Below are 18136 nucleotides of genomic sequence, written 5' to 3'. Positions count from 1 at the left end.
TCCGTGGCGTTCCTCACGACGCGTCGCACCCGGCGGCGCGGCCCGCGGCGGTTCTCCGCCCGCGACCGCGCCGTCCTGTGCGTGCTGCTGGGTGTGCCCCTCCTGCTCGATCTCGTCATCGTGTGGGGCCCCACCGTCGCCTCGATCGTGCTGTCCTTCACCGGCTGGGACGGCATCAGCGACATCGAGTGGGTCGGCACGGAGAACTACGAGAACCTGTTCACCAACTACCCGCAGTTCTGGCCCGCCGTCCAGCACAATCTGATGTGGCTGGGCTTCCTCGGTCTCGTCGCCACCCCGTTCGGGCTGCTGCTCGCCGTACTCATCGACCGCGGTGTGCGCTTCAGCCGTTTCTACCAGTCGACGATCTATCTGCCGGTCGTGCTGTCGCTCGCCGTCGTCGGCTTCATCGCCCAGCTCGTCTTCTCCCGCGACCAGGGGGCGCTCAACGCGATCCTCGGCGACACCGAGAGCCCCACCGACTGGCTCGGCGATCCGGACCTCAACATCTGGATGGTGCTGCTGGCCGCCGCCTGGCGGCACACCGGCTATGTGATGATCCTCTACCTGGCCGGCCTCAAGGCCGTCGACGCCTCTCTCAAGGAGGCGGCGGCGATCGACGGGGCGAGCGAGACTCAGACATTCTTCCAAGTCGTCTTCCCCACCCTGCGACCGGTCAACGTCATCGTCGGGGTGATCACGGTGATCGAGGGCCTGCGCGCCTTCGACATCGTCTACGCCGTCAACAAGGGCAGAAACGGCCTCGAACTGCTCTCGGTCCTCGTCACGGACAACATCATCGGAGAGGCGAGCCGGATCGGCTTCGGATCGGCGATCGCCGTGGTCCTGCTGGTGGTATCCATGGGCTTCGTCGTGACGTATCTGGTGCAGGAGATCCGAGGGGAGAAGAACCGATGAACGGGCGCCGCCCCACCCCCGGCCGGCTCGGTGTGCACGCCTTCCTGATGGCCGTCTCGCTCGGCTTCCTCGCGCCGCTGCTGCTGGCCGTGTACGCCTCGCTCAGGCCGTACGACGAGACGGCCGAGCACGGCTACTTCTCGCTGCCCGACACGCTGTCCTTCGACTACTACCGGCAGGCCTTCACCGATTCCGGGATGACGAAGTACTTCGTCAACACCCTGCTCATCGCTGTCCCCGGAGTGCTGCTCGCGCTCTTTCTCGCCTCGTTCGTCGCATTCGCCGTGGCGCGCCTGCGCATGCGCGGATCGATCGTGCTGCTGATGCTGTTCACGGCGGGCAATCTGCTGCCGCAGCAGGTGATCATCACGCCGCTGTACGTACTGTTCAACCGCGTCCCGCTGCCGTACTGGATGTCCGACTCGATGACCCTGTACGACTCGTACTGGGCCGTTGTCGCCGTCCAGGTCGGCTTCCAGATGGGCTTCTGCGTCTTCGTCCTGGCCAACTTCATGCGCACGCTGCCGATCGAGATCCTGGAGGCGGCGATCGTGGACGGCGCGGGCGTCTGGGCGCAGTACTGGCGGATCACCCTGCCGCTGTGCCGGCCGGCTCTGGCGGCCCTCGGCACACTCCAGTTCACCTGGATGTACAACGACTTCCTCTGGGCGCTGGTCTTCATCTCCGACGGGGACAAGCTGCCGGTGACCTCGGCGCTCAACAATCTGCGCGGGCAGTTCTTCACCGACTACAACCTGCTGGCGGCGGGCTCGATCATCGTCGCCCTGCCGACCGTCATCGTCTTCCTGCTGCTCCAGCGGCACTTCATCGCCGGCCTCACCCTCGGATCCAGCAAGGGCTGACCGTGACTGCCCAGGACACGCCGCCGCCTCCGTAAGAGGTGGCGAACCGGCCACGGACCGGCAACATCAGAGTGTCGAGGGGGCAGCCGGAATCGGCCACGTGTTTCCCGTGCCGGGTGTTGCGGGCAATCCACATGGGGCTACGGAAGAGGGGGAACCGTGATCGTCTGGATCAACGGTGCGTTCGGAGCGGGCAAGACCAGTACGGCGCGCGAGCTGATCGACATGATCCCGAACAGCACTCTGTACGACCCCGGACTGATCGGCTCGGGGCTGCGGGAGTTGCTGCCGCCGAAGAGACTCGCCGAGGTGAGCGACTTTCAGGACCTGCCCATCTGGCGCAGGCTGGTCGTGGACACGGCCGCCGCGCTGCTCGCCGACGTGGGCGGGGTGCTCGTCGTCCCGATGACGCTGCTGCGGCAGGAGTACCGGGACGAGATCTTCGGCGGTCTGGCATCCCGTCGCATTCCCGTCCGGCATGTGCTGCTGGCGCTGGACGAAACGATTTTGCGCGGGCGAATAGCGGGTCGTGCCGGTGGCGCCGCGGGCCACGACGACCCGGCGAGGACCGAGCGCGCCCGGCAGTGGGCGTACGAACACATCGAGCCCTACGGCGCCGCGCTCGGCTGGCTCATGACCGACGCCCTGGTCGTCGACGCCGGAGGGCTCACTCCGGCGCAGTGCGCGGCGGTCGTCGCCGAGGCCGTCCACGCGGGGACGGCGGGGCTCTGCGAGATCGTGCAGACACCCGAGCCGACGGCGGAGACCGTCGCGGCGGGTGTGCTCCTCTTCGACGAGCGGGACCGGGTGCTGCTCGTCGACCCCACCTACAAGCCGGGCTGGGAGTTCCCCGGCGGGGTGGTCGAACGCGGCGAGGCGCCGGCCCGTGCCGGGATGCGCGAGGTCACCGAGGAGATCGGGATCCAACTCGACCACGTGCCCAGTCTGCTGGTGGTCGACTGGGAGCCGCCGAGACCGCCCGGCTTCGGCGGTCTGCGGCTGCTCTTCGACGGCGGCCGGCTGCCGGTCCAGGACGCCGAGCGGCTGCTGCTGCCCGGCTCGGAACTGCGCGGCTGGCGTTTCGTCACCGAGGACGAGGCGGTGTCACTGCTGCCGCCCGCCCGCTTCGAGCGGCTGCGCTGGGCGCTACGCGCCCGGGAGCGGCGGACCGTGCTCAATCTGGAGGCCGGTGTCCCGGTCGGCTGACACGCGCAGCACGGACGCGGCGTCCGTGGTGGCGTCGGTGACGAGCGGATCGCCATGACCGAAACAGACCGTCGAGGGACCCAGCGCGGCCAGCCGGATCATGGACCGCTTGGCGCTCTCGCGGTTGACGTTGAACACGCCGAGCATCACCCGGCGTTCGGCGGCGGCCACGGCGTCACCCGTGAACAGCACGCCGTGGTACGGCAGATGAACGGCGATGGATCCGTACGTGTGCCCCGGCACGTGCACCACACGCGCGCCGTCGCCGAAGGGCAGCTCGTCGCCGTCCTCCAGTTCACGGTCCACCCGCGTGGGCGGCGCGGGCGGCACGGTCAGCCCGTGCTCGTACAGCGGGATCTCCCAGTCGAGGAGCAGCGGGTCGGGCACGGGCCACTCGCCGCGGATGATCGGTGCGTCGAGCCGGTGCGCCATCACCTCGGCGCCGTAGCGCCCCGCGAGCTCCTGTGCCGCGCCCACATGGTCGCGGTGGCAGTGGGTGAGGACGATACGGCGCAGACTGCCGGGGGCCAGTCCCAGATCGCGGATCGCGTACTCGATGTCCGGTCCCGCGTAGACATGACCGGAGTCGACGAGAGTCAGCTCGTTCTCGTCCTGCCACAAGTACGCCTGACCGATGGGGAAACGGAGCATATGCAGCCGGGGACTGATCGCAACGAGATCCATGTGTCGAATGTATGCAGTCCGGAACGGTCGCGTGCGCCACTTCGCTGACGGCGATTTCCGCTGTCCGCAGAACGTGCGGAGTGAACCCGTACCCGGACTCCCGCGTCAGACCGTCGGATCCTTCGGATCCGTCCCGCCGGTCCGTCCGCCGGAACTCCGGACCGCCTCAGCTCCGCTTCGACCGCGCGTAGTTGACCAGGAAGTGCGCCTCGGCCACCGACAGCCGCTCCAACTCCTGCGGTGACACACTCTCGTTGACCGCGTGGATCTGCGCCTCCGGCTCACTGAGCCCTATCAGCAGGATCTCCGCGTCCGGGTACAGCGCGGCCAGTGTGTTGCAGAGCGGGATGGAGCCGCCCATGCCGACGGTCTGCATCTCCTCGCCCGGATAGGCGACGCGCATCGCCTCGGCCATCGAGGCGTACGCCGGGCTGGCGGTGTCGGCCCGGAACGGCTGCCCCTGCCCCACCTGTTCGACCGCGACCCGCGCACCCCACGGGGTGTGCGCCTCGATGTGCGCGATCAGCAGCTTCGTCGCCTCGGCGGCGTCCTGGCCCGGCGGCACCCGCAGACTGATCTGCGCGCGGGCGCTCGCCTGGAGGGACGGCGTCGCGCCCACGACGGGCGGGCAGTCGATGCCGATCACGGTGACAGCGGGCCGGGCCCAGATCCGGTCGGCGACACTGCCCCGGCCGATCAGCCCGACACCGTCCAGCACCTTGGCGTCCTTGACGAAGTCGGCCTCGGGATAGGCGAGCCCGTCCCAGTGGGCGTCGGCGGCCAGACCGTCCACCGTCGTCGAACCGTCGTCCGCCCGCAGCGAGGCCAGCAGATGGATCAGCGCCGCGAGGGCGTCCGGTGCCGCGCCGCCGAACTGGCCCGAGTGCAGGTTGCCTTCGAGGGTGTCGAGCTGGACGCGCAGCATGGTCATGCCGCGCAGCGTCGCCGTGACGGTCGGCAGCCCCACCCGGAAGTTGCCGGAGTCGCCGATGACGATCGTGTCGGCGGCCAGCAGCTCCGGGTGCTCCTCCGCGTACCGCTCCAGACCGCCGGTGCCCTGCTCCTCCGAGCCCTCCACGATCACCTTGACGCCCACCGGCACACCGCCCGCCGCCTTGAGGGCGCGCAGCGCGAGCAGATGCATCACGAAGCCGCCCTTGCAGTCGGCGGCCCCGCGCCCGTACCAGCGGCCGTCGCGCTCGGTCAGCTCGAACGGGGGAGTGAGCCACGCGCTCTCGTCGAGCGGCGGCTGCACGTCGTAGTGCGCGTACAGCAGCACGGTCGGGGCATCTTCGGGGCCGGGCAGATAGCCGTAGACGGACTGGGTGCCGTCCGGGGTGTCGAGCGCCGCGACATCCCTGAAACCCTCGGTGCGCAGGGCGTCCGCCACCCACGCGGCGGCGGCCTCGCACTCGCTCCGGGGGAACACCGCGGGATCCGCCACCGACCGGAAGGCAACCAGCTCGGCGAGTTCCGCCCGTGCGCGCGGCATCAGCGAAGCGACGGTTTCGGCGATCGGACCGACGGACATGGGCACGCTCCAGGCGGGTGCGACGTTGTGTGTTTGTGTGTGTGTCGAAGACAGGGCCGATCCTCCCACAACGGACCGGCCCCGAAGGCGCCGTAGGATGCCGTGCGACAGCAAGGGCCACCGGTCGGATCAGGAGCAGAAGCACATCGTGAGCAGCGAGAACGCAGACGCCGGAAGTGAATCTGGAAGCGCGCCCGAGAATGGTCCGCAGGCCGGTCCGGCGGGTGACGACCGGTCGGTGTGGGATGTCGTCGTGGTCGGCGCGGGTCCGGCGGGAGCGTCCGCGGCCTACGCGGCGGCTGTCGCGGGCCGGCGGGTGCTCCTGCTGGAGAAGGCGGAGTTGCCCCGCTACAAGACCTGCGGAGGGGGCATCATCGGCCCCTCGCGCGACGCACTGCCCCCGGGCTTCGAACTGCCCCTGCGCGACCGGGTGCACGCGGTCACCTTCTCGATGAACGGCCGGCTGGCCCGGACCCGCCGCTCCCGGCGCATGCTCTTCGGGCTCATCAACAGGCCCGAGTTCGACGCGAGTCTGGTGGAGCACGCCCAGAAGGCGGGCGCCGTGCTCCGCACGGGCGCCTCGGTGTCACGCGTCCAGCAGCACGGCCCGGCCGTGCCCGACCGCCGTACGGTCGCCGTGGTCCTCGCCGACGGCGAGACGGTCCTGGCGCGCGCGGTGGTCGGCGCCGACGGCAGCGCGGGCCGGATAGGCGCGCACGTCGGGGTGAAGCTCGACCAGGTGGATCTGGGTCTTGAGCTGGAGATCCCGGTGCCGCCCACGGTCGCCGAGGACTGGGCGGGCCGGGTGCTCATCGACTGGGGCCCGCTGCCGGGGAGTTACGGCTGGGTGTTCCCCAAGGGCGACACGCTCACCGTCGGTGTCATCTCGGCGCGCGGTGACGGCGCCGCGACGAAGCGCTATCTGGAGGACTTCGTCGCCAAGCAGGGGCTGGCCGGGTTCGAGCCCGCGCTCTCGTCGGGCCATCTGACGCGCTGCCGCAGCGACGACTCGCCGCTCTCGCGCGGCCGGGTGTTGGTGTGCGGCGACGCGGCGGGGCTGCTGGAGCCGTGGACCAGGGAAGGCATCTCCTTCGCGCTGCGGTCCGGCCGGCTCGCGGGGGAGTGGGCGGTACGGATCGCGGAGGCGCACGACGCGGTGGACGCCCGCCGCCAGGCGCTGAACTACGCCTTCGCGATCAAGGCGGGTCTCGGTGTGGAGATGAGCGTCGGCCGCCGGATGCTCTCGGTCTTCGAACGTCGGCCGGGGATGCTGCACGCGGCGATCACCGGATTCCGGCCCGCCTGGAAGGCGTTCGCCGACATCACGCGCGGGGTGACGTCCCTGGGTGGTCTCGTACGGACACATCCGCTGGCCCGGCGCGCGCTGGACGTGCTCGACAGGCAGCGGGCGGGCGCCGCGCAGGACGCGGACAAGGACGCGCGGGACCAGGGGCGGGAGTCGGCACGGGACGACGACGACCGGGACAAGGACCCGAAGGACGGCGCGGTCACCACCTGATTCCGGTGGGTCCGGAGCCGTTCAGGAGTCCGTGCTGATCCGGAAGACAGGGTGGTCGGGGGCCGCCGCCAGGATCTCCTCGTCGGAGGACTTGGCGGTGACCCCGCCGAAGTATCCGGAGACCTCCCAGCCCCAGCGCCGCAGATAGCCGCGCAGCAGGGCGACCTTCTCCGCGTCCGGGACCTCCACGGCGGTGAAGGCCCGCACCCGGCGGCCCACGCGCAGTTCGCCGCCCCCGGCCGCCCTCATGTTGAGCGTCCAGTGGGAGTGGCCGCGCGCCGAGATCAGATACTGATTGCCCTCGAAGGTGAAGGGGTTGACGGGGATGCGCTGCGTCCGTCCGCTCTTGCGGCCCTTCACAGCGAGCTCCGCCGAGCCGAAGAAGCTCACACCGCGCCGGGCCAGAGCCGCGATGACGCTGTTGAACCGGGCGTCACCCTTGCCCGGTTTGACGTAGTACGGCTGCGACTGCGACTGGGACTCCGGGGTCGTGGGCGGCTGCGACATGGTGTGCTCCAGAGGTGATTGCGAGAGCGGTGCTCTTACTTGTGAGCAGTCTGCCTCGATGGGATACGGGAAATCAAGAGCACTGCTCTCTTATTTGAACGGCGCTCTCTCGCATGTCACCCTGTCCCCATGACGACCATCCGTGGAGCGAGGGAACGCGCCCGTGTCGAGGTCACCGCGGCGATCAAGGACGAGGCCCGCAGACGCCTGGCCGAGGAGGGCGCGGTCAAGCTGTCGCTGCGCGCCGTCGCCCGCGAACTCGGCATGGTCTCGTCCGCGCTCTACCGCTACTTCCCCAGCCGGGACGATCTGCTGACCGCTCTCATCATCGACGCGTTCGACGCGGTCGGCGAGGCGGCGGAGAGCGCGCTCGCGGAAGGGCCCTCCGGTGACGGCGGGGCGGCGGACCATGTGACCCGCTGGGTCGCGATCTGCGCGCGGGTACGGGCCTGGGCCCTCGCCAACCCGCACGAGTACGCCCTCATCCACGGCTCGCCCGTACCGGACTACACCGCGCCGATGTCCACCACCGGACCCGCCGCCCGCGTGGCCCTCACCCTCATCTCCGTACTCCGCGACGCCCACGAGGACGGTGTCCTCACCCCGCCGGCACCGGCCGCGAACCTGCGGGAGGAGGACCGGCGGCTGGTCGACGAGTTCGCCCCCGGACTGCCGCCGGGCACCGGCGTCGCCATCGTCGCGGCCTGGGCGCAGCTCTACGGCCTGATCTCGTTCGAACTCTTCGGCCAGTTCAACCGGGTGGTCGAGGCCCGCGACGGACTCTTCGCGCACGCGACGACACACCTCGCCCACGACGTGGGCCTGAGTACCTGACCACCCCGAGCACTGACCGCTTGAGCCCGCGGCGTCACTCCGTACTCCACCAGGAGTAGGCCAGGTCGCCCCGCCCGGCGGACGCCCGGCACCCGTCGGCCGGTCTAGCGTGACGGGTATGGAAGAGCGGATCAGGCGCGTCGGATTCGGTCCCCCCTGGCTCGGGGGCGGGCCGCTGCCTGGCGGTTACGGAACCGGCGACGGCCCGGACGGCCGCGGCACGCTGTGGCGGTTGCCCTGGTTCACCAGCGTGCTGCTCGCCGTCTTCGTCATGGTCGGTACGGGCTTCGCCGCGAAGGGCCAGCCGGACCGGGAACCGCTCGACGCGTTCGCCCGCGTCCTGCTGATCGCCGGCCCCGCGCTGCTCCTGCTGCGCCATCGGTACCCGGTCTTCTGCGTCTTCGGCGTCGCCCTGTCGGCCCTGCTCTACCTCGGCGCGGGCTATCCCTACGGCCCGATCTTCCTCACCGTCGCGGTCGCCTGCTTCGCCGCGATCGTCTCCGGACACCGCACGGCGGCCTGGTGGGCGATCGGTCTGCTGTGGGTCGGCCATCTGCTCGTCGGCCATCTGCTCTACCCGTACCTGCCGCCGAGCGGCGACGCCGGCGCGGCCTGGGGGCCCGAAGTGGGTGTCGCCGCCTGGGTGGTGGCCGTTCTCCTCATCTCCGAACTGGCCAGGGTGCGCCGCGAGCAGTGGATCCACGACCGGGCGGAGCGCGCCGCCGCCGAGGCGCGCCGCGCCGACGAGGAGCGGCTGCGTATCGCGCGCGAACTCCACGACGTGCTCGCCCACTCCATCTCGGTCATCAACGTCCAGGCGGGCGTGGGGCTCGCGCTCCTCGACTCCGACCCGGAGCAGGCCCGTACCGCGCTCACCACCATCAAGGCCGCGAGCAAGGAGGCGCTGGGCGAGGTACGGCAGGTCCTCGACACGCTCAGGACCTCCGGCGACGCCCCTCGTGCGCCGGCGCCGGGACTCGACCGGCTCCCCGAGCTGGTCGAGCAGGCGGCGGGGGCGGGCCTGAGCGTCGAGCTGGAGGACGAGGGCGAGCGCGTGGCCCTGTCGCCCGGCGCCGATCTCGCCGCCTTCCGGATCGTCCAGGAAGCCCTGACCAACGTGGTGCGGCACTCCGGCTCCCGTACCGCGCATGTCCAGCTCGGCTACGGAGCCGACGTACTCACCCTGCGCATCGACGACGCCGGACCCGCCACCGGCGACGAGGCGGGCGGCAGCGGCAACGGACTGGTCGGCATGCGGGAACGCGCAGCCGCCCTCGGTGGCACCATCGAGGCGGGGCCACGCCCGGACGGGGGCTTTCGCGTACGGGCCTCCCTTCCCCTGAAGCCCAAGGAGACACCGTGATCCGTGTCCTGCTCGCCGACGACCAGTCACTGGTACGGGCGGGCTTCCGTGCCCTGCTCGACGCCCAGCCGGACATCGAGGTCGCCGGGGAGGCCGCCGACGGCGATGAGGCGCTGCGCAAGGTACGCGAACTCGCCCCGGACGTCGTCCTGATGGATATCCGGATGCCGGTGATGGACGGGCTCGACGCCACCCGCAGGATCACCGGGGACGGTGGCCTGGACGGGGTGAAGGTGGTCATGCTCACCACCTTCGAGCTGGACGAGTACGTCTTCGAGGCGCTGCGCTCCGGCGCATCCGGCTTCCTCGTCAAGGACACCGAGCCGGAGGAACTGCTGCGCGCCGTCAGGGCGGTGGTGGACGGTGACGCGCTGCTGTCGCCCGGCGTGACGCGACGGCTGATCGCGGAGTTCGCCTCGCGCTCCAAGGCACCGACGGCCTCCGGCGGTCTCGACGAACTCACCGAGCGGGAGCGGGAGGTGATGGCTCTCGTCGGGATCGGGCTCTCCAACGAGGAGATCGCCCGCAGGCTGGTCGTCAGCCCGCTCACCGCCAAGACGCATGTGAGCCGCACGATGGTGAAGCTCGGCGCCCGTGACCGGGCCCAACTGGTCGTCAGGGCCTATGAGTCGGGGCTGGTGCGACCGGGCTGGCTCGGCTGACGATCCGTCAGGCCTCGCGAGGGGTACGGGCGTCACCGGCCCGGTCGCCCAGCACCCGGACGAACGCCCCGATGGCCGCCGCCTGGATGAGTACGGAGGCGATGAGCGCCACATAGCCGAACCCGGACGACGAGGCGAAGGAATCGCCGACCAGCGATCCGCCGACGAAGAAGAGGAAGACGGTGGGCGCGGCGAGGAAGAACAGCCACACCCCCGCGAGCGACGCGTCGTCCTGGTGCACGAACAGCGTGTCCACGGTGACGAAGACCGCCGCCGCGGCGACCAGGGCGAGGTAGATCTGCGAGGCCCGGTTTCCGTAGACGAGCCGGGCGGGGCCCCGGCCGAGCCGGACCAGTGCGTTCAGCCGTCCTGACTTCATGGTGCGTTCTCCCGTATCGGTTGGGTGCCTCCATCGTGGGACGGGCCGAACTGCTGTGCCTGAGTACGGCTACTCATCCCTCCTGGTGCGCCGCGCGGGCCGGGGCGTCCGCCGTTACCTCCGGCGGTACGCCTGCCCGCACGTGACCGGCCGGGACGTCCGAGGGGGCCGGTTCGGGCGCCGAGACGTCGCGCGCCGAGTACGCGATGAGGGCGGCAGCGGCGGCCAGCAGGGCGACGGTGGTCAGCGCGACGGGCAAGGAGAACCAGTCGGCGAGGAAGCCGATCGCGGGCGGTCCCAGCAGCATGCCGCCGTACCCCAGCGTCGACGCGGCGGCGACGCCGCTCGGGCCCGCCAGCGCGCCCGCCCGCGCCACGGCCACGGGGAAGATGTTGGCCAGGCCGAGTCCGGTGACGGCGAAGCCGGCGAGCGCGAGCCAGGTCGTCGGCGCGAGGGCGCCGAGCAGCATGCCGAGCGCGGCGAGCACGCCGCCGGCGACCAACGTGCGCGTCTGGCCGAGCCGTTCGAGCAGGGCCGTACCGGACAGCCGTCCCACCGTCATGGCGAGGGCGAACAGCGAGTACCCGGCGGCGGCGAGCCCGGCGCCGGCGTCGAGGTCCTGGGCGAGATGCAGGGCGCCCCAGTCGGCGAGGGCGCCTTCCCCGTACGCGGTGCACAGCGCGATCACACCGAAGAGGACGACCAGCCGGCGCGTACGCCGGGTCGGCCGCCGAGGAGTCCTCTCGTCCTTCGCCGCGGCATCGGCGTCGGCGGCCGGGCGGGGGCTGTGGGCCGTGGGCACCTGGTGGCGCAGCAGCGAGGGGCCGGCCAGCGCCGTGACGAGCAGACCGACGCCGGTGAGGGCGAGAAGGTGCGCCGACGCGGAGAGGCTGCCGGCCACCAGACCGCCAAGTCCCGCGCCCGCCATGCCTCCCAGGCTGAACGCGGCGTGGAAGCTGGACATCACGGGACGACGCAGCGCGGCGACGAGATCGACGGCCGCGCTGTTCATCGAGACGTTGAGCGAGCCGTACGCGGCACCGAAGACGAGCAGGACCAGGCCGAGCGTCAGCGCCGAGTGCGTCCGCGCGGGCAGGGCGATGCTCAGCGCCAGCAGCAGCGAACTGACCACGGTCACCGGATGGCTGCCGAACCGCGCGCACATCCGCCCCGTGAACATCATCGTGACCACGGCCCCGGCGGAGACCCCGAGGAGGGCCAGCCCGAGGTCGCTCGCCGACGAGCCGGTCTGCTGCTTGATGGCGGGGATACGGACCACCCAGCCGGCGAAGAGGAAGCCGTCCAGGGCGAAGAACACGGTCAGAGTGATACGGAGGCGGGTGAGGCGGGACATCGCGGCATCGGTGGCGGGATCTCCGCCGTGACCCCCCGATATGGCCGCCCGGAGTTTGTTTAGGTTCGGCACAAAAGAAGGATAGGGGCTCCGGACCGATCCGTACAATGCGGCGGTGAACCGCCGGGATCATGGGAGACTCACCTCCATGAACGGCAGGGCCGACAAGGCAACGACGACCAGAACTCGACTGGAGAGAGGCCGCAGCGCGCTCGGCCCGGCACTGGAACTGGTTCACACCGGCCGCGCGCCCACCCGCGCCGTGCTCACCACGGAACTGGGCGTCACCCGCGCGACGGCGGGCGCCGTCGCCGCCGAACTGGAAGCGCTCGGACTGATCCAGGTCGACTCCCGTCCCGGCGCCGCCGCCGGTTCCCAGGGCCGCCCCTCGCACCGCCTCTCCTTGGACGACACCGGCCCGGTGGTCCTCGCGGCTCAGGTCCACGCCGACGGATTCCGCGCCGCACTGGTCGCCCTCGGCGGCCGTACGGTCGCCACGGCCCCCGGCTGCGTCGCCGTCTCCTCCGACCCCGCCCAGGTCCTCGGCGCGGTCGTCGCCGAAGGCGCCGCGCTGCTGCGCGAGAGCGGGCGGCGCTGCGTCGGCGCCGGTCTCGCCGTCCCGTCGGCGGTCGCCGAACCGGAGGGCACCGCGCTCAACCCGCTGCACCTCGCCTGGCCTGCGGGCGCCCCCGTACGCGACCTCTTCGTCGCACAGGTACGCGCCGCCGGCATCGAGGGCCCCGCCTTCGCCGGCAACGACGTCAACCTGGCGGCCCTCGCCGAACACCGGCACGGCGCGGGCCGGGGCGCCGCCCAACTCCTCTGCGTCGCCACGGGACATCGCGGCGTCGGCGGCGCGCTCGTCGTGGACGGCCGTCTGCACACGGGCAGTTCGGGGCTCGCGCTCGAAGTCGGCCATCTGACCGTCAACCCCGAGGGCAGGCCCTGCCATTGCGGCAGCCGGGGCTGTCTGGACGTCGAGACCGACCCGCTGGCGTTCCTCGACGCGGCCGGCCGGGACCCCGGCCCCGAGGGGTCGCTGCTCCAGCAGTCGCGCGACCTGCTCCGTACGGAGTACGCCGACCGGTCCGTACGGGCGGCGGCCGAGGAGCTGATCGACCGGCTGGGCCAGGGGCTCGCCGGACTGGTGAACATCCTCAACCCGGACCGCGTCATCCTCGGCGGCCTGCACCGCGAACTGCTCGACGCGGACCCCGCCCGGCTGCGCGCCGTCGTCGCCGACCGTAGTCTGTGGGGGCGCAGCGGAAGCGTGCCGATCCTCGCGTGCACGCTCGATCACAACAGTCTCGTCGGCGCCGCCGAACTCGCCTGGCAGCCGGTCCTGGACGACCCTCTGGCCGCACTGACCTGACCCGCGCCGGGACCAAGGCCGACCTCTCGCCGGGGCCGTACCCGGCAGCCCCCTCCGGCGTCGGATCCGGTGGACCGGGCCGACCGCCACCCGACCGGACGCACTGCGGACGGGTCACCGCACCATCGAGGGTAGGTCACCCCGTATGACCGAGATGCCGTCCGGGACCGAGCCGTCCGGCGCCGAGCCCACGCCGCCCCCGCCGCGCTGGTTCCGGCGCCTCGACCGGTGGCTGCGCGAATCGCCGGTCGGGCTCGCCTGGACGCGCGGGCGCGAGATGGAGCTGATGCACCGGGCCATGGGTTTCGCGGCGCTCGGATTCCTCACCCTCGTCCCGGTCCTCGTCCTGGTCGCGGCGGCCGAAGCCAACAGCGGCCAGGGCTTCGCGCGCTGGCTCGGCCAGGCCATCGGCGTCACCCACGACTCCCAGGCGCAGGTGGAGCGGCTGTTCGGTGTGCCGGCCAAGGCGCTCCAGCGCACCACCGCCTTCGGTCTCGCCGCGCTCGCCGTCTTCGGACTGACCTTCGGCTCCGCCGTCCAGACCGGCTACGAGAAGGTCTGGGACCTGCCCACCGCGCGCTGGCACACCATGTGGCGCCATGTCGTCTTCCTCGCGCTGCTGGTCCTCGCGCTGCTCGGCTTCACCAACACCCCAAGCCCCGACGACCCCGTCCTCGGGCCCCTGGTGGTCGTCCTGCTGGACATCACCGGCACGTTCCTGTTCTTCTGGCTCGCCCAGCGCATGCTGCTCGGCGGACGGGTCCGCTGGAACGCGCTGGTGCCGGGCGCCGTGGCCACCACCCTCGGCCTGCTCGGCCTGCGCGGCTTCTCGCAGCTCGTCTTCTCGCCGCTGATCGCCTCCAGCGCCGTCACCTACGGCCCGTTCGGGACCGTCCTGGTCCTGCAGTCCTGGCTCGTCGGCGTCGGATTCGTCGTGTACGGCGGGGCGCTGGTGGGCCGCCTCGCCCACGAGGGCCGGGTGTTCCGCCGGCTCAAGGACCGCGACGACGGCTGAGCCACCCGCGCGGCCCTCCGTGGGAGGAGCCGTGCGCGGCCCGCGTACTCCCCGTGAGGTACCCGCACTGCCGCTGACCGTACGACGACTCGGACCCCCTCCCGGCGTGACTCTCGAAAGCGACAGAAGTCGCGGAAGTCGCGAACCGAGGAGTTGATCAGGATGAACACCCTTGCGAACAATGGCGGACCCGGCCCGTGGATCCTGCTGTTCCCGCTGATCTGGGCAGCCGTGATCGTCGGCGGCATCACCCTCCTGCGCCGCACCGTCTGGCGCGGACGCCGGGGCGGACCCCCGTGGCAGCCCGGCGGCTTCGGGCGCGACGTACGGGACGCGCGAGACGTACGGGACACGCACGACGCGCAGTCGCCGATCGCGATGCTGGGGCGGCGTTTCGCCTCCGGTGAGATCGACGAGGACGAGTACTGGCGCCGACTCTCCGTCCTGGACGAGCAGTTCGGCCGTACGGGCAAGGGCGGTCCGGCGTGATCACCCCCACGGCGGCCACCTCCACGGCGACCACCTCCACCAAAACCACCGTCACCACGGACGCCGCCCGTGTCGTCGACGCCGTGAAGGTCTACGGCAGGGGCGACACGGAGGTGAGGGCCCTGGACGGGGTGAGCGTCGGCTTCCCGGTCGGCCGCTTCACCGCGATCATGGGGCCCTCGGGCTCCGGCAAGTCCACACTGCTGCACTGCGCGGCCGGACTCGACACCCTCACCTCCGGCTCGGCGCTGATCGGCGACACCGACTTGAGCACACTGGACGACCGCGGACTCACGCTGCTGCGCCGCGAGCGCGTCGGCTTCGTCTTCCAGGCCTTCAACCTCGTTCCGACCCTCACCGTCGCCGAGAACATCACCCTCCCGATGGACCTCGCGGGTGCCGAGCGCGACGACGAGTGGTTCGATGCCCTCGTCGACGTCGTCGGTCTGCGCGACCGTCTCCACCACCGCCCCAGCGAGCTGTCCGGCGGCCAGCAGCAGCGCGTCGCGGTCGCCCGCGCCTTCGCGGGCAGCCCCGACGTCGTCTTCGCCGACGAGCCGACGGGCAATCTCGACTCCCGCTCCGGCGAGGAGGTCCTGCGGCTGCTGGGCAGCACCGTGCGCCGTACGAACCGCACGGTCGTGATGGTCACCCACGACCCGGTCGCCGCCGCGCACGCCGACGAGGTCGTGTTCCTCGCCGACGGACGGCTCGTGGACCGGATGCCGGACCCGACGGCGGAGCGGGTGCTCGACCGGTTGAAAGCCTTCGACGCCGACAGCGCCGACAGCGCCGACAGGGACAACCGCGACCGCGTCACGCCCGGCGGACAGGCCGGCCGGGGGGTGCGGCCATGAGCGGGACGCGTGCCTCGTTGCGTATCAGCGTCGCCTCGCTCCGTGCCCACAAGCGCCGCTTCGCGGGGACCTTCACCGCCGTCCTGCTCGGCGTGGCCCTCCTGACGGGCACCCTCGTCATGGGCGACACCCTGCGCGGCAGCTTCGACACCATGTTCGGCGACGCGGCGGGCGGCACCGACGCCGTCGTCCGCAGCGCCGACGTCGTGACCGTGCCCGGCGACGCGCTCGGCACCCGTGAGCCGGTCGGCACCGACCTGATCGAGACGATCGAACGGGTTCCCGGCGTCGCCGCCGTCGCGCCCAAGATCGAGGGCGCGGGACAACTCGTCGGCTCCGACGGCAAACCCGTCGGCGGCCAGGGCCCGCCCACCGTCGCCGGCAACTGGATCGACGACGCCCAGCTCAACCCCTACCGGCTCGCCGACGGCCGGCTGCCGGAGAAGAGCGGCGAGGTCGTGCTCAACCGCGGTGCGGCCGAGGCCGGCAAGCTGGCGATCGGCGACACCACCGTGCTGCGCACGCCCGACCCGGTGCGGGTGACCGTCGTCGGTCTGGCGACCTTCGGCGGTGAGGACGGCATGGCCCAGGTCACGTACACCGGAATGACCAGGGCCGACGCGGAGAAGTACCTCACGCCCGAGCCCGGCGAGGCGGCGAGCATCCAGGTGCGCGCCGGTCCCGGCACCGGCCAGCGGGAACTGGTGGACTCCCTCAGCACGGTCCTGCCGTCCGGTGTGGAGGCGATCACCGGACAGGAGTCCGCCGACGAGAACCAGGAAATGATCTCCGGTCAGTTCCTCAGCCTGTTCACCACACTGCTGCTCGTCTTCTCCGGCATCGTGCTGCTCGTCGCGACCTTCTCCATCCACAACACCTTCGCCATCGTGGTCGCCCAACGCACCCGCGAGAACGCGCTGTTGCGGGCCCTCGGTGCCTCCCGGCGCCAGGTCGTGGGCGGCACGCTCGCCGAGGCGAGCGTCGTCGCGCTCGTGGCGTCGGCCGGGGGACAGGTCGGCGGTATCGGCATCGCCGCGGGCCTCCAGGCCCTCTTCCCGGTGATCGGATTCCCGTTCCCCGAGGGGGCGTTGGTGATCAGCCCGCTCTCGATGCTGCTGCCGCTCGCCGTCGGTGTGGTCGTCTGTCTCGGCTCGGCGCTCCTGCCCGCCGTACGGGCCGGGCGCACCGCGCCGCTGGCCGCGCTGCGCGAGACAGCCGTGGACGACTCGGCCGCGTCCGGGATCAGAGGCGTCGTCGGTACGGTGGTGGGGCTGGCCGGGATCGGCGCGATCCTGCTCGGTGTCTTCGCCGCACCGTCCCTCCCGCTGGCCGGTACGGGAGCCGTTCTCGCCCTCGTCGCCTTCGTGGTGCTCGGCCCGGTGGCCTCCTCCTACGCCGTACGGCTCCTGGGCGGGCCGCTGGACCGGCTGCGCGGCGTCTCGGGCGCCCTGGCCAAGCGCAACGCGCTGCGCAGCCCCAAGCGCACGGCGGCGACCGCCACCGCGCTGATGATCGGTGTCGCCGTGGTCTCCCTGTTCACCGTCTTCGGCGCCTCGCTGAAGGCCACCATGGACCAGACGGTGTCCCGGTCCTTCGCCGGCGACCTGGCGGTGAGCGTGCCGGCGTTCGGCGGCGGGGGCAGCGGGCTGAGCCCCCGGCTCGCGCCCGCCCTGGCCGAACTCCCCGAAGTGGGCTCGGCGGTGGGGCTCGGCAGGGGAGTGGCCGAGGTCGACGGCGCCGGCCGTCAGCTGACCGTCACCGACCCGCCCGCGCTCGCCGAGGGCTTCGAACTCGGTTCCGTGGACGGCTCGTTCGGCGGATTCGGCGACCAGGACATCGCGGTGTCGCGGTCGCAGGCCGACGACCGGGATCTGCGGAGGGGCAGCACGGCACAACTCACCTTCACCGACGGCACGAAGGAGACCTTCACGGTCAAGGCGGTCTACGAACAGGCCGAACTCGCGGGCGACTACGTCATCACGCGCGAGGCCTGGGCCCCGTACCGTACCCAGGACGCCGACACCCTTGTCTCCGTCACGTTCAAGGACGGCGTCCCGGCCGCGGAGGCGACGGCCGCCGTGGAGAAGACGGCGGCGGCGTACGGCGATCCGGACGTCCAGACGCGCGACGAGTACGCGCGAACCTCCGCCGGTGCCATCGACATGATGCTCACGCTGATCTACGCGCTGCTCGGGCTCGCGGTGGTCATCGCACTGCTGGGCATCGCCAACACCCTCACCCTCGCCGTGCACGAACGCACCAGGGAACTGGGCCTGTTGCGCGCGGTCGGCCAGACCAGGGCGCAGCTGCGGTCCATGGTCCGCTGGGAGTCCGTACTGGTGGCGGCCTTCGGTACGGCGGGCGGACTGGTGCTCGGCGGGCTGCTCGGCTGGGTCGGCGTCAAGGCGTCCGAGAGCGTGGGAGACACGGCCTTCGCCTTCGCCGTGCCGCCGGTGCAGCTGGTGCTCATCGGCGTGGTCGGGCTGGCGGCCGGCGCGATCGCGGGGTGGCGGCCCGCGCGCAGGGCTGCGCGCCTGGATGTGCTGCGCGCCATCGCCACCGAGTAGACGCGCTGACGGTCCG

At 71.7% G+C, this 18136-nt stretch carries 17 protein-coding genes; 12 read left to right on the top strand and 5 right to left on the bottom strand.

What is annotated here, in order from left to right; translation table 11 throughout:
• Positions 1-3 precede the first annotated feature (3 nt).
• From ACIBLA_RS14375 to ACIBLA_RS14365, 3 genes are all read left to right on the top strand, one after another.
• Positions 4-918, top strand: a complete 915-nt coding sequence (locus tag ACIBLA_RS14375; RefSeq protein WP_399198703.1) for a carbohydrate ABC transporter permease — start codon at positions 4-6, stop codon at positions 916-918.
• The gene (locus ACIBLA_RS14370) at positions 915-1781 is read left to right on the top strand and encodes a carbohydrate ABC transporter permease (RefSeq protein ID WP_399198702.1); all 867 of its coding nucleotides are present in this window, start codon (positions 915-917) and stop codon (positions 1779-1781) included. Before ACIBLA_RS14375 ends, ACIBLA_RS14370 begins: the two co-directional genes overlap by 4 nt.
• A gap of 159 nt (positions 1782-1940) precedes the next feature.
• Positions 1941-2987 carry an NUDIX hydrolase gene (locus ACIBLA_RS14365; protein WP_363245469.1) on the top strand — a complete coding sequence of 349 codons (1047 nt, stop codon included), beginning with the start codon at positions 1941-1943 and terminating at the stop codon, positions 2985-2987.
• Here the strand turns inward: ACIBLA_RS14365 and ACIBLA_RS14360 are convergent.
• On the bottom strand, positions 2928-3671 hold the full coding sequence (locus ACIBLA_RS14360; RefSeq protein ID WP_363245470.1) for an MBL fold metallo-hydrolase: 744 nt from the start codon (positions 3669-3671) through the stop codon (positions 2928-2930). The two genes, ACIBLA_RS14365 and ACIBLA_RS14360, sit on opposite strands and share 60 nt — an antisense overlap.
• A 166-nt stretch (positions 3672-3837) precedes the next feature.
• Positions 3838-5202 carry a dipeptidase gene (locus tag ACIBLA_RS14355; RefSeq protein WP_399198700.1) on the bottom strand — a complete coding sequence of 455 codons (1365 nt, stop codon included), beginning with the start codon at positions 5200-5202 and terminating at the stop codon, positions 3838-3840.
• A 148-nt stretch (positions 5203-5350) separates the two neighbouring features.
• On the opposite strand from ACIBLA_RS14355, the gene ACIBLA_RS14350 reads away from it, so the two are divergent.
• Positions 5351-6721: a geranylgeranyl reductase family protein gene (locus ACIBLA_RS14350; protein WP_399198699.1), complete on the top strand. Its 1371-nt coding sequence runs from the start codon at positions 5351-5353 to the stop codon at positions 6719-6721.
• 21 nt (positions 6722-6742) lie between these two features.
• Here ACIBLA_RS14350 and ACIBLA_RS14345 read toward each other — a convergent pair whose 3' ends face one another.
• On the bottom strand, positions 6743-7228 hold the full coding sequence (locus tag ACIBLA_RS14345; protein WP_363245473.1) for a nitroreductase family deazaflavin-dependent oxidoreductase: 486 nt from the start codon (positions 7226-7228) through the stop codon (positions 6743-6745).
• Between the two features lie 129 nt (positions 7229-7357).
• Between ACIBLA_RS14345 and ACIBLA_RS14340 the strand changes: the two genes are divergently transcribed.
• The 3 genes from ACIBLA_RS14340 to ACIBLA_RS14330 all read left to right on the top strand — a co-directional run bounded on the left by ACIBLA_RS14340 (position 7358) and on the right by ACIBLA_RS14330 (position 10087).
• Positions 7358-8062 carry a TetR/AcrR family transcriptional regulator gene (locus ACIBLA_RS14340; RefSeq protein ID WP_363245474.1) on the top strand — a complete coding sequence of 235 codons (705 nt, stop codon included), beginning with the start codon at positions 7358-7360 and terminating at the stop codon, positions 8060-8062.
• 118 nt (positions 8063-8180) lie between these two features.
• Complete coding sequence (locus ACIBLA_RS14335) at positions 8181-9425, top strand: sensor histidine kinase (protein ID WP_399198697.1); 1245 nt, start codon at positions 8181-8183, stop codon at positions 9423-9425.
• Positions 9422-10087: a response regulator transcription factor gene (locus ACIBLA_RS14330; RefSeq protein ID WP_363245476.1), complete on the top strand. Its 666-nt coding sequence runs from the start codon at positions 9422-9424 to the stop codon at positions 10085-10087. The genes ACIBLA_RS14335 and ACIBLA_RS14330 overlap by 4 nt, the downstream gene beginning before the upstream one ends.
• A 7-nt stretch (positions 10088-10094) precedes the next feature.
• Here ACIBLA_RS14330 and ACIBLA_RS14325 read toward each other — a convergent pair whose 3' ends face one another.
• Entirely contained in the window at positions 10095-10466 is a 372-nt protein-coding gene (locus ACIBLA_RS14325) for an SCO4225 family membrane protein (RefSeq protein WP_399198696.1), read from the bottom strand.
• Positions 10467-10539: 73 nt separating this feature from the next.
• Positions 10540-11892 (bottom strand): MFS transporter, encoded by a 1353-nt coding sequence (locus tag ACIBLA_RS14320; protein ID WP_399198695.1) that lies wholly within the window; start codon positions 11890-11892, stop codon positions 10540-10542.
• 76 nt (positions 11893-11968) lie between these two features.
• Between ACIBLA_RS14320 and ACIBLA_RS14315 the strand changes: the two genes are divergently transcribed.
• The 5 genes from ACIBLA_RS14315 to ACIBLA_RS14295 all read left to right on the top strand — a co-directional run bounded on the left by ACIBLA_RS14315 (position 11969) and on the right by ACIBLA_RS14295 (position 18120).
• Entirely contained in the window at positions 11969-13192 is a 1224-nt protein-coding gene (locus ACIBLA_RS14315; protein ID WP_363245479.1) for an ROK family protein, read from the top strand.
• A 154-nt stretch (positions 13193-13346) separates the two neighbouring features.
• Positions 13347-14207 (top strand): YhjD/YihY/BrkB family envelope integrity protein, encoded by an 861-nt coding sequence (locus tag ACIBLA_RS14310; RefSeq protein WP_399198847.1) that lies wholly within the window; start codon positions 13347-13349, stop codon positions 14205-14207.
• A gap of 162 nt (positions 14208-14369) precedes the next feature.
• On the top strand, positions 14370-14696 hold the full coding sequence (locus ACIBLA_RS14305) for an SHOCT domain-containing protein (RefSeq protein WP_399198694.1): 327 nt from the start codon (positions 14370-14372) through the stop codon (positions 14694-14696).
• Positions 14693-15553: an ABC transporter ATP-binding protein gene (locus ACIBLA_RS14300; protein WP_399198693.1), complete on the top strand. Its 861-nt coding sequence runs from the start codon at positions 14693-14695 to the stop codon at positions 15551-15553. The genes ACIBLA_RS14305 and ACIBLA_RS14300 overlap by 4 nt, the downstream gene beginning before the upstream one ends.
• A complete protein-coding gene (locus ACIBLA_RS14295) occupies positions 15550-18120 on the top strand; it encodes an ABC transporter permease (RefSeq protein WP_399198691.1) in 2571 nt (856 codons plus the stop codon). The genes ACIBLA_RS14300 and ACIBLA_RS14295 overlap by 4 nt, the downstream gene beginning before the upstream one ends.
• The last annotated feature ends 16 nt before the right edge of the window (positions 18121-18136 follow it).

It is taken from the genome of Streptomyces sp. NPDC050433 (assembly GCF_044458565.1).
Taxonomy (GTDB): domain Bacteria; phylum Actinomycetota; class Actinomycetes; order Streptomycetales; family Streptomycetaceae; genus Streptomyces.
This window is presented reverse-complemented; position numbering and strand designations above follow the sequence as displayed.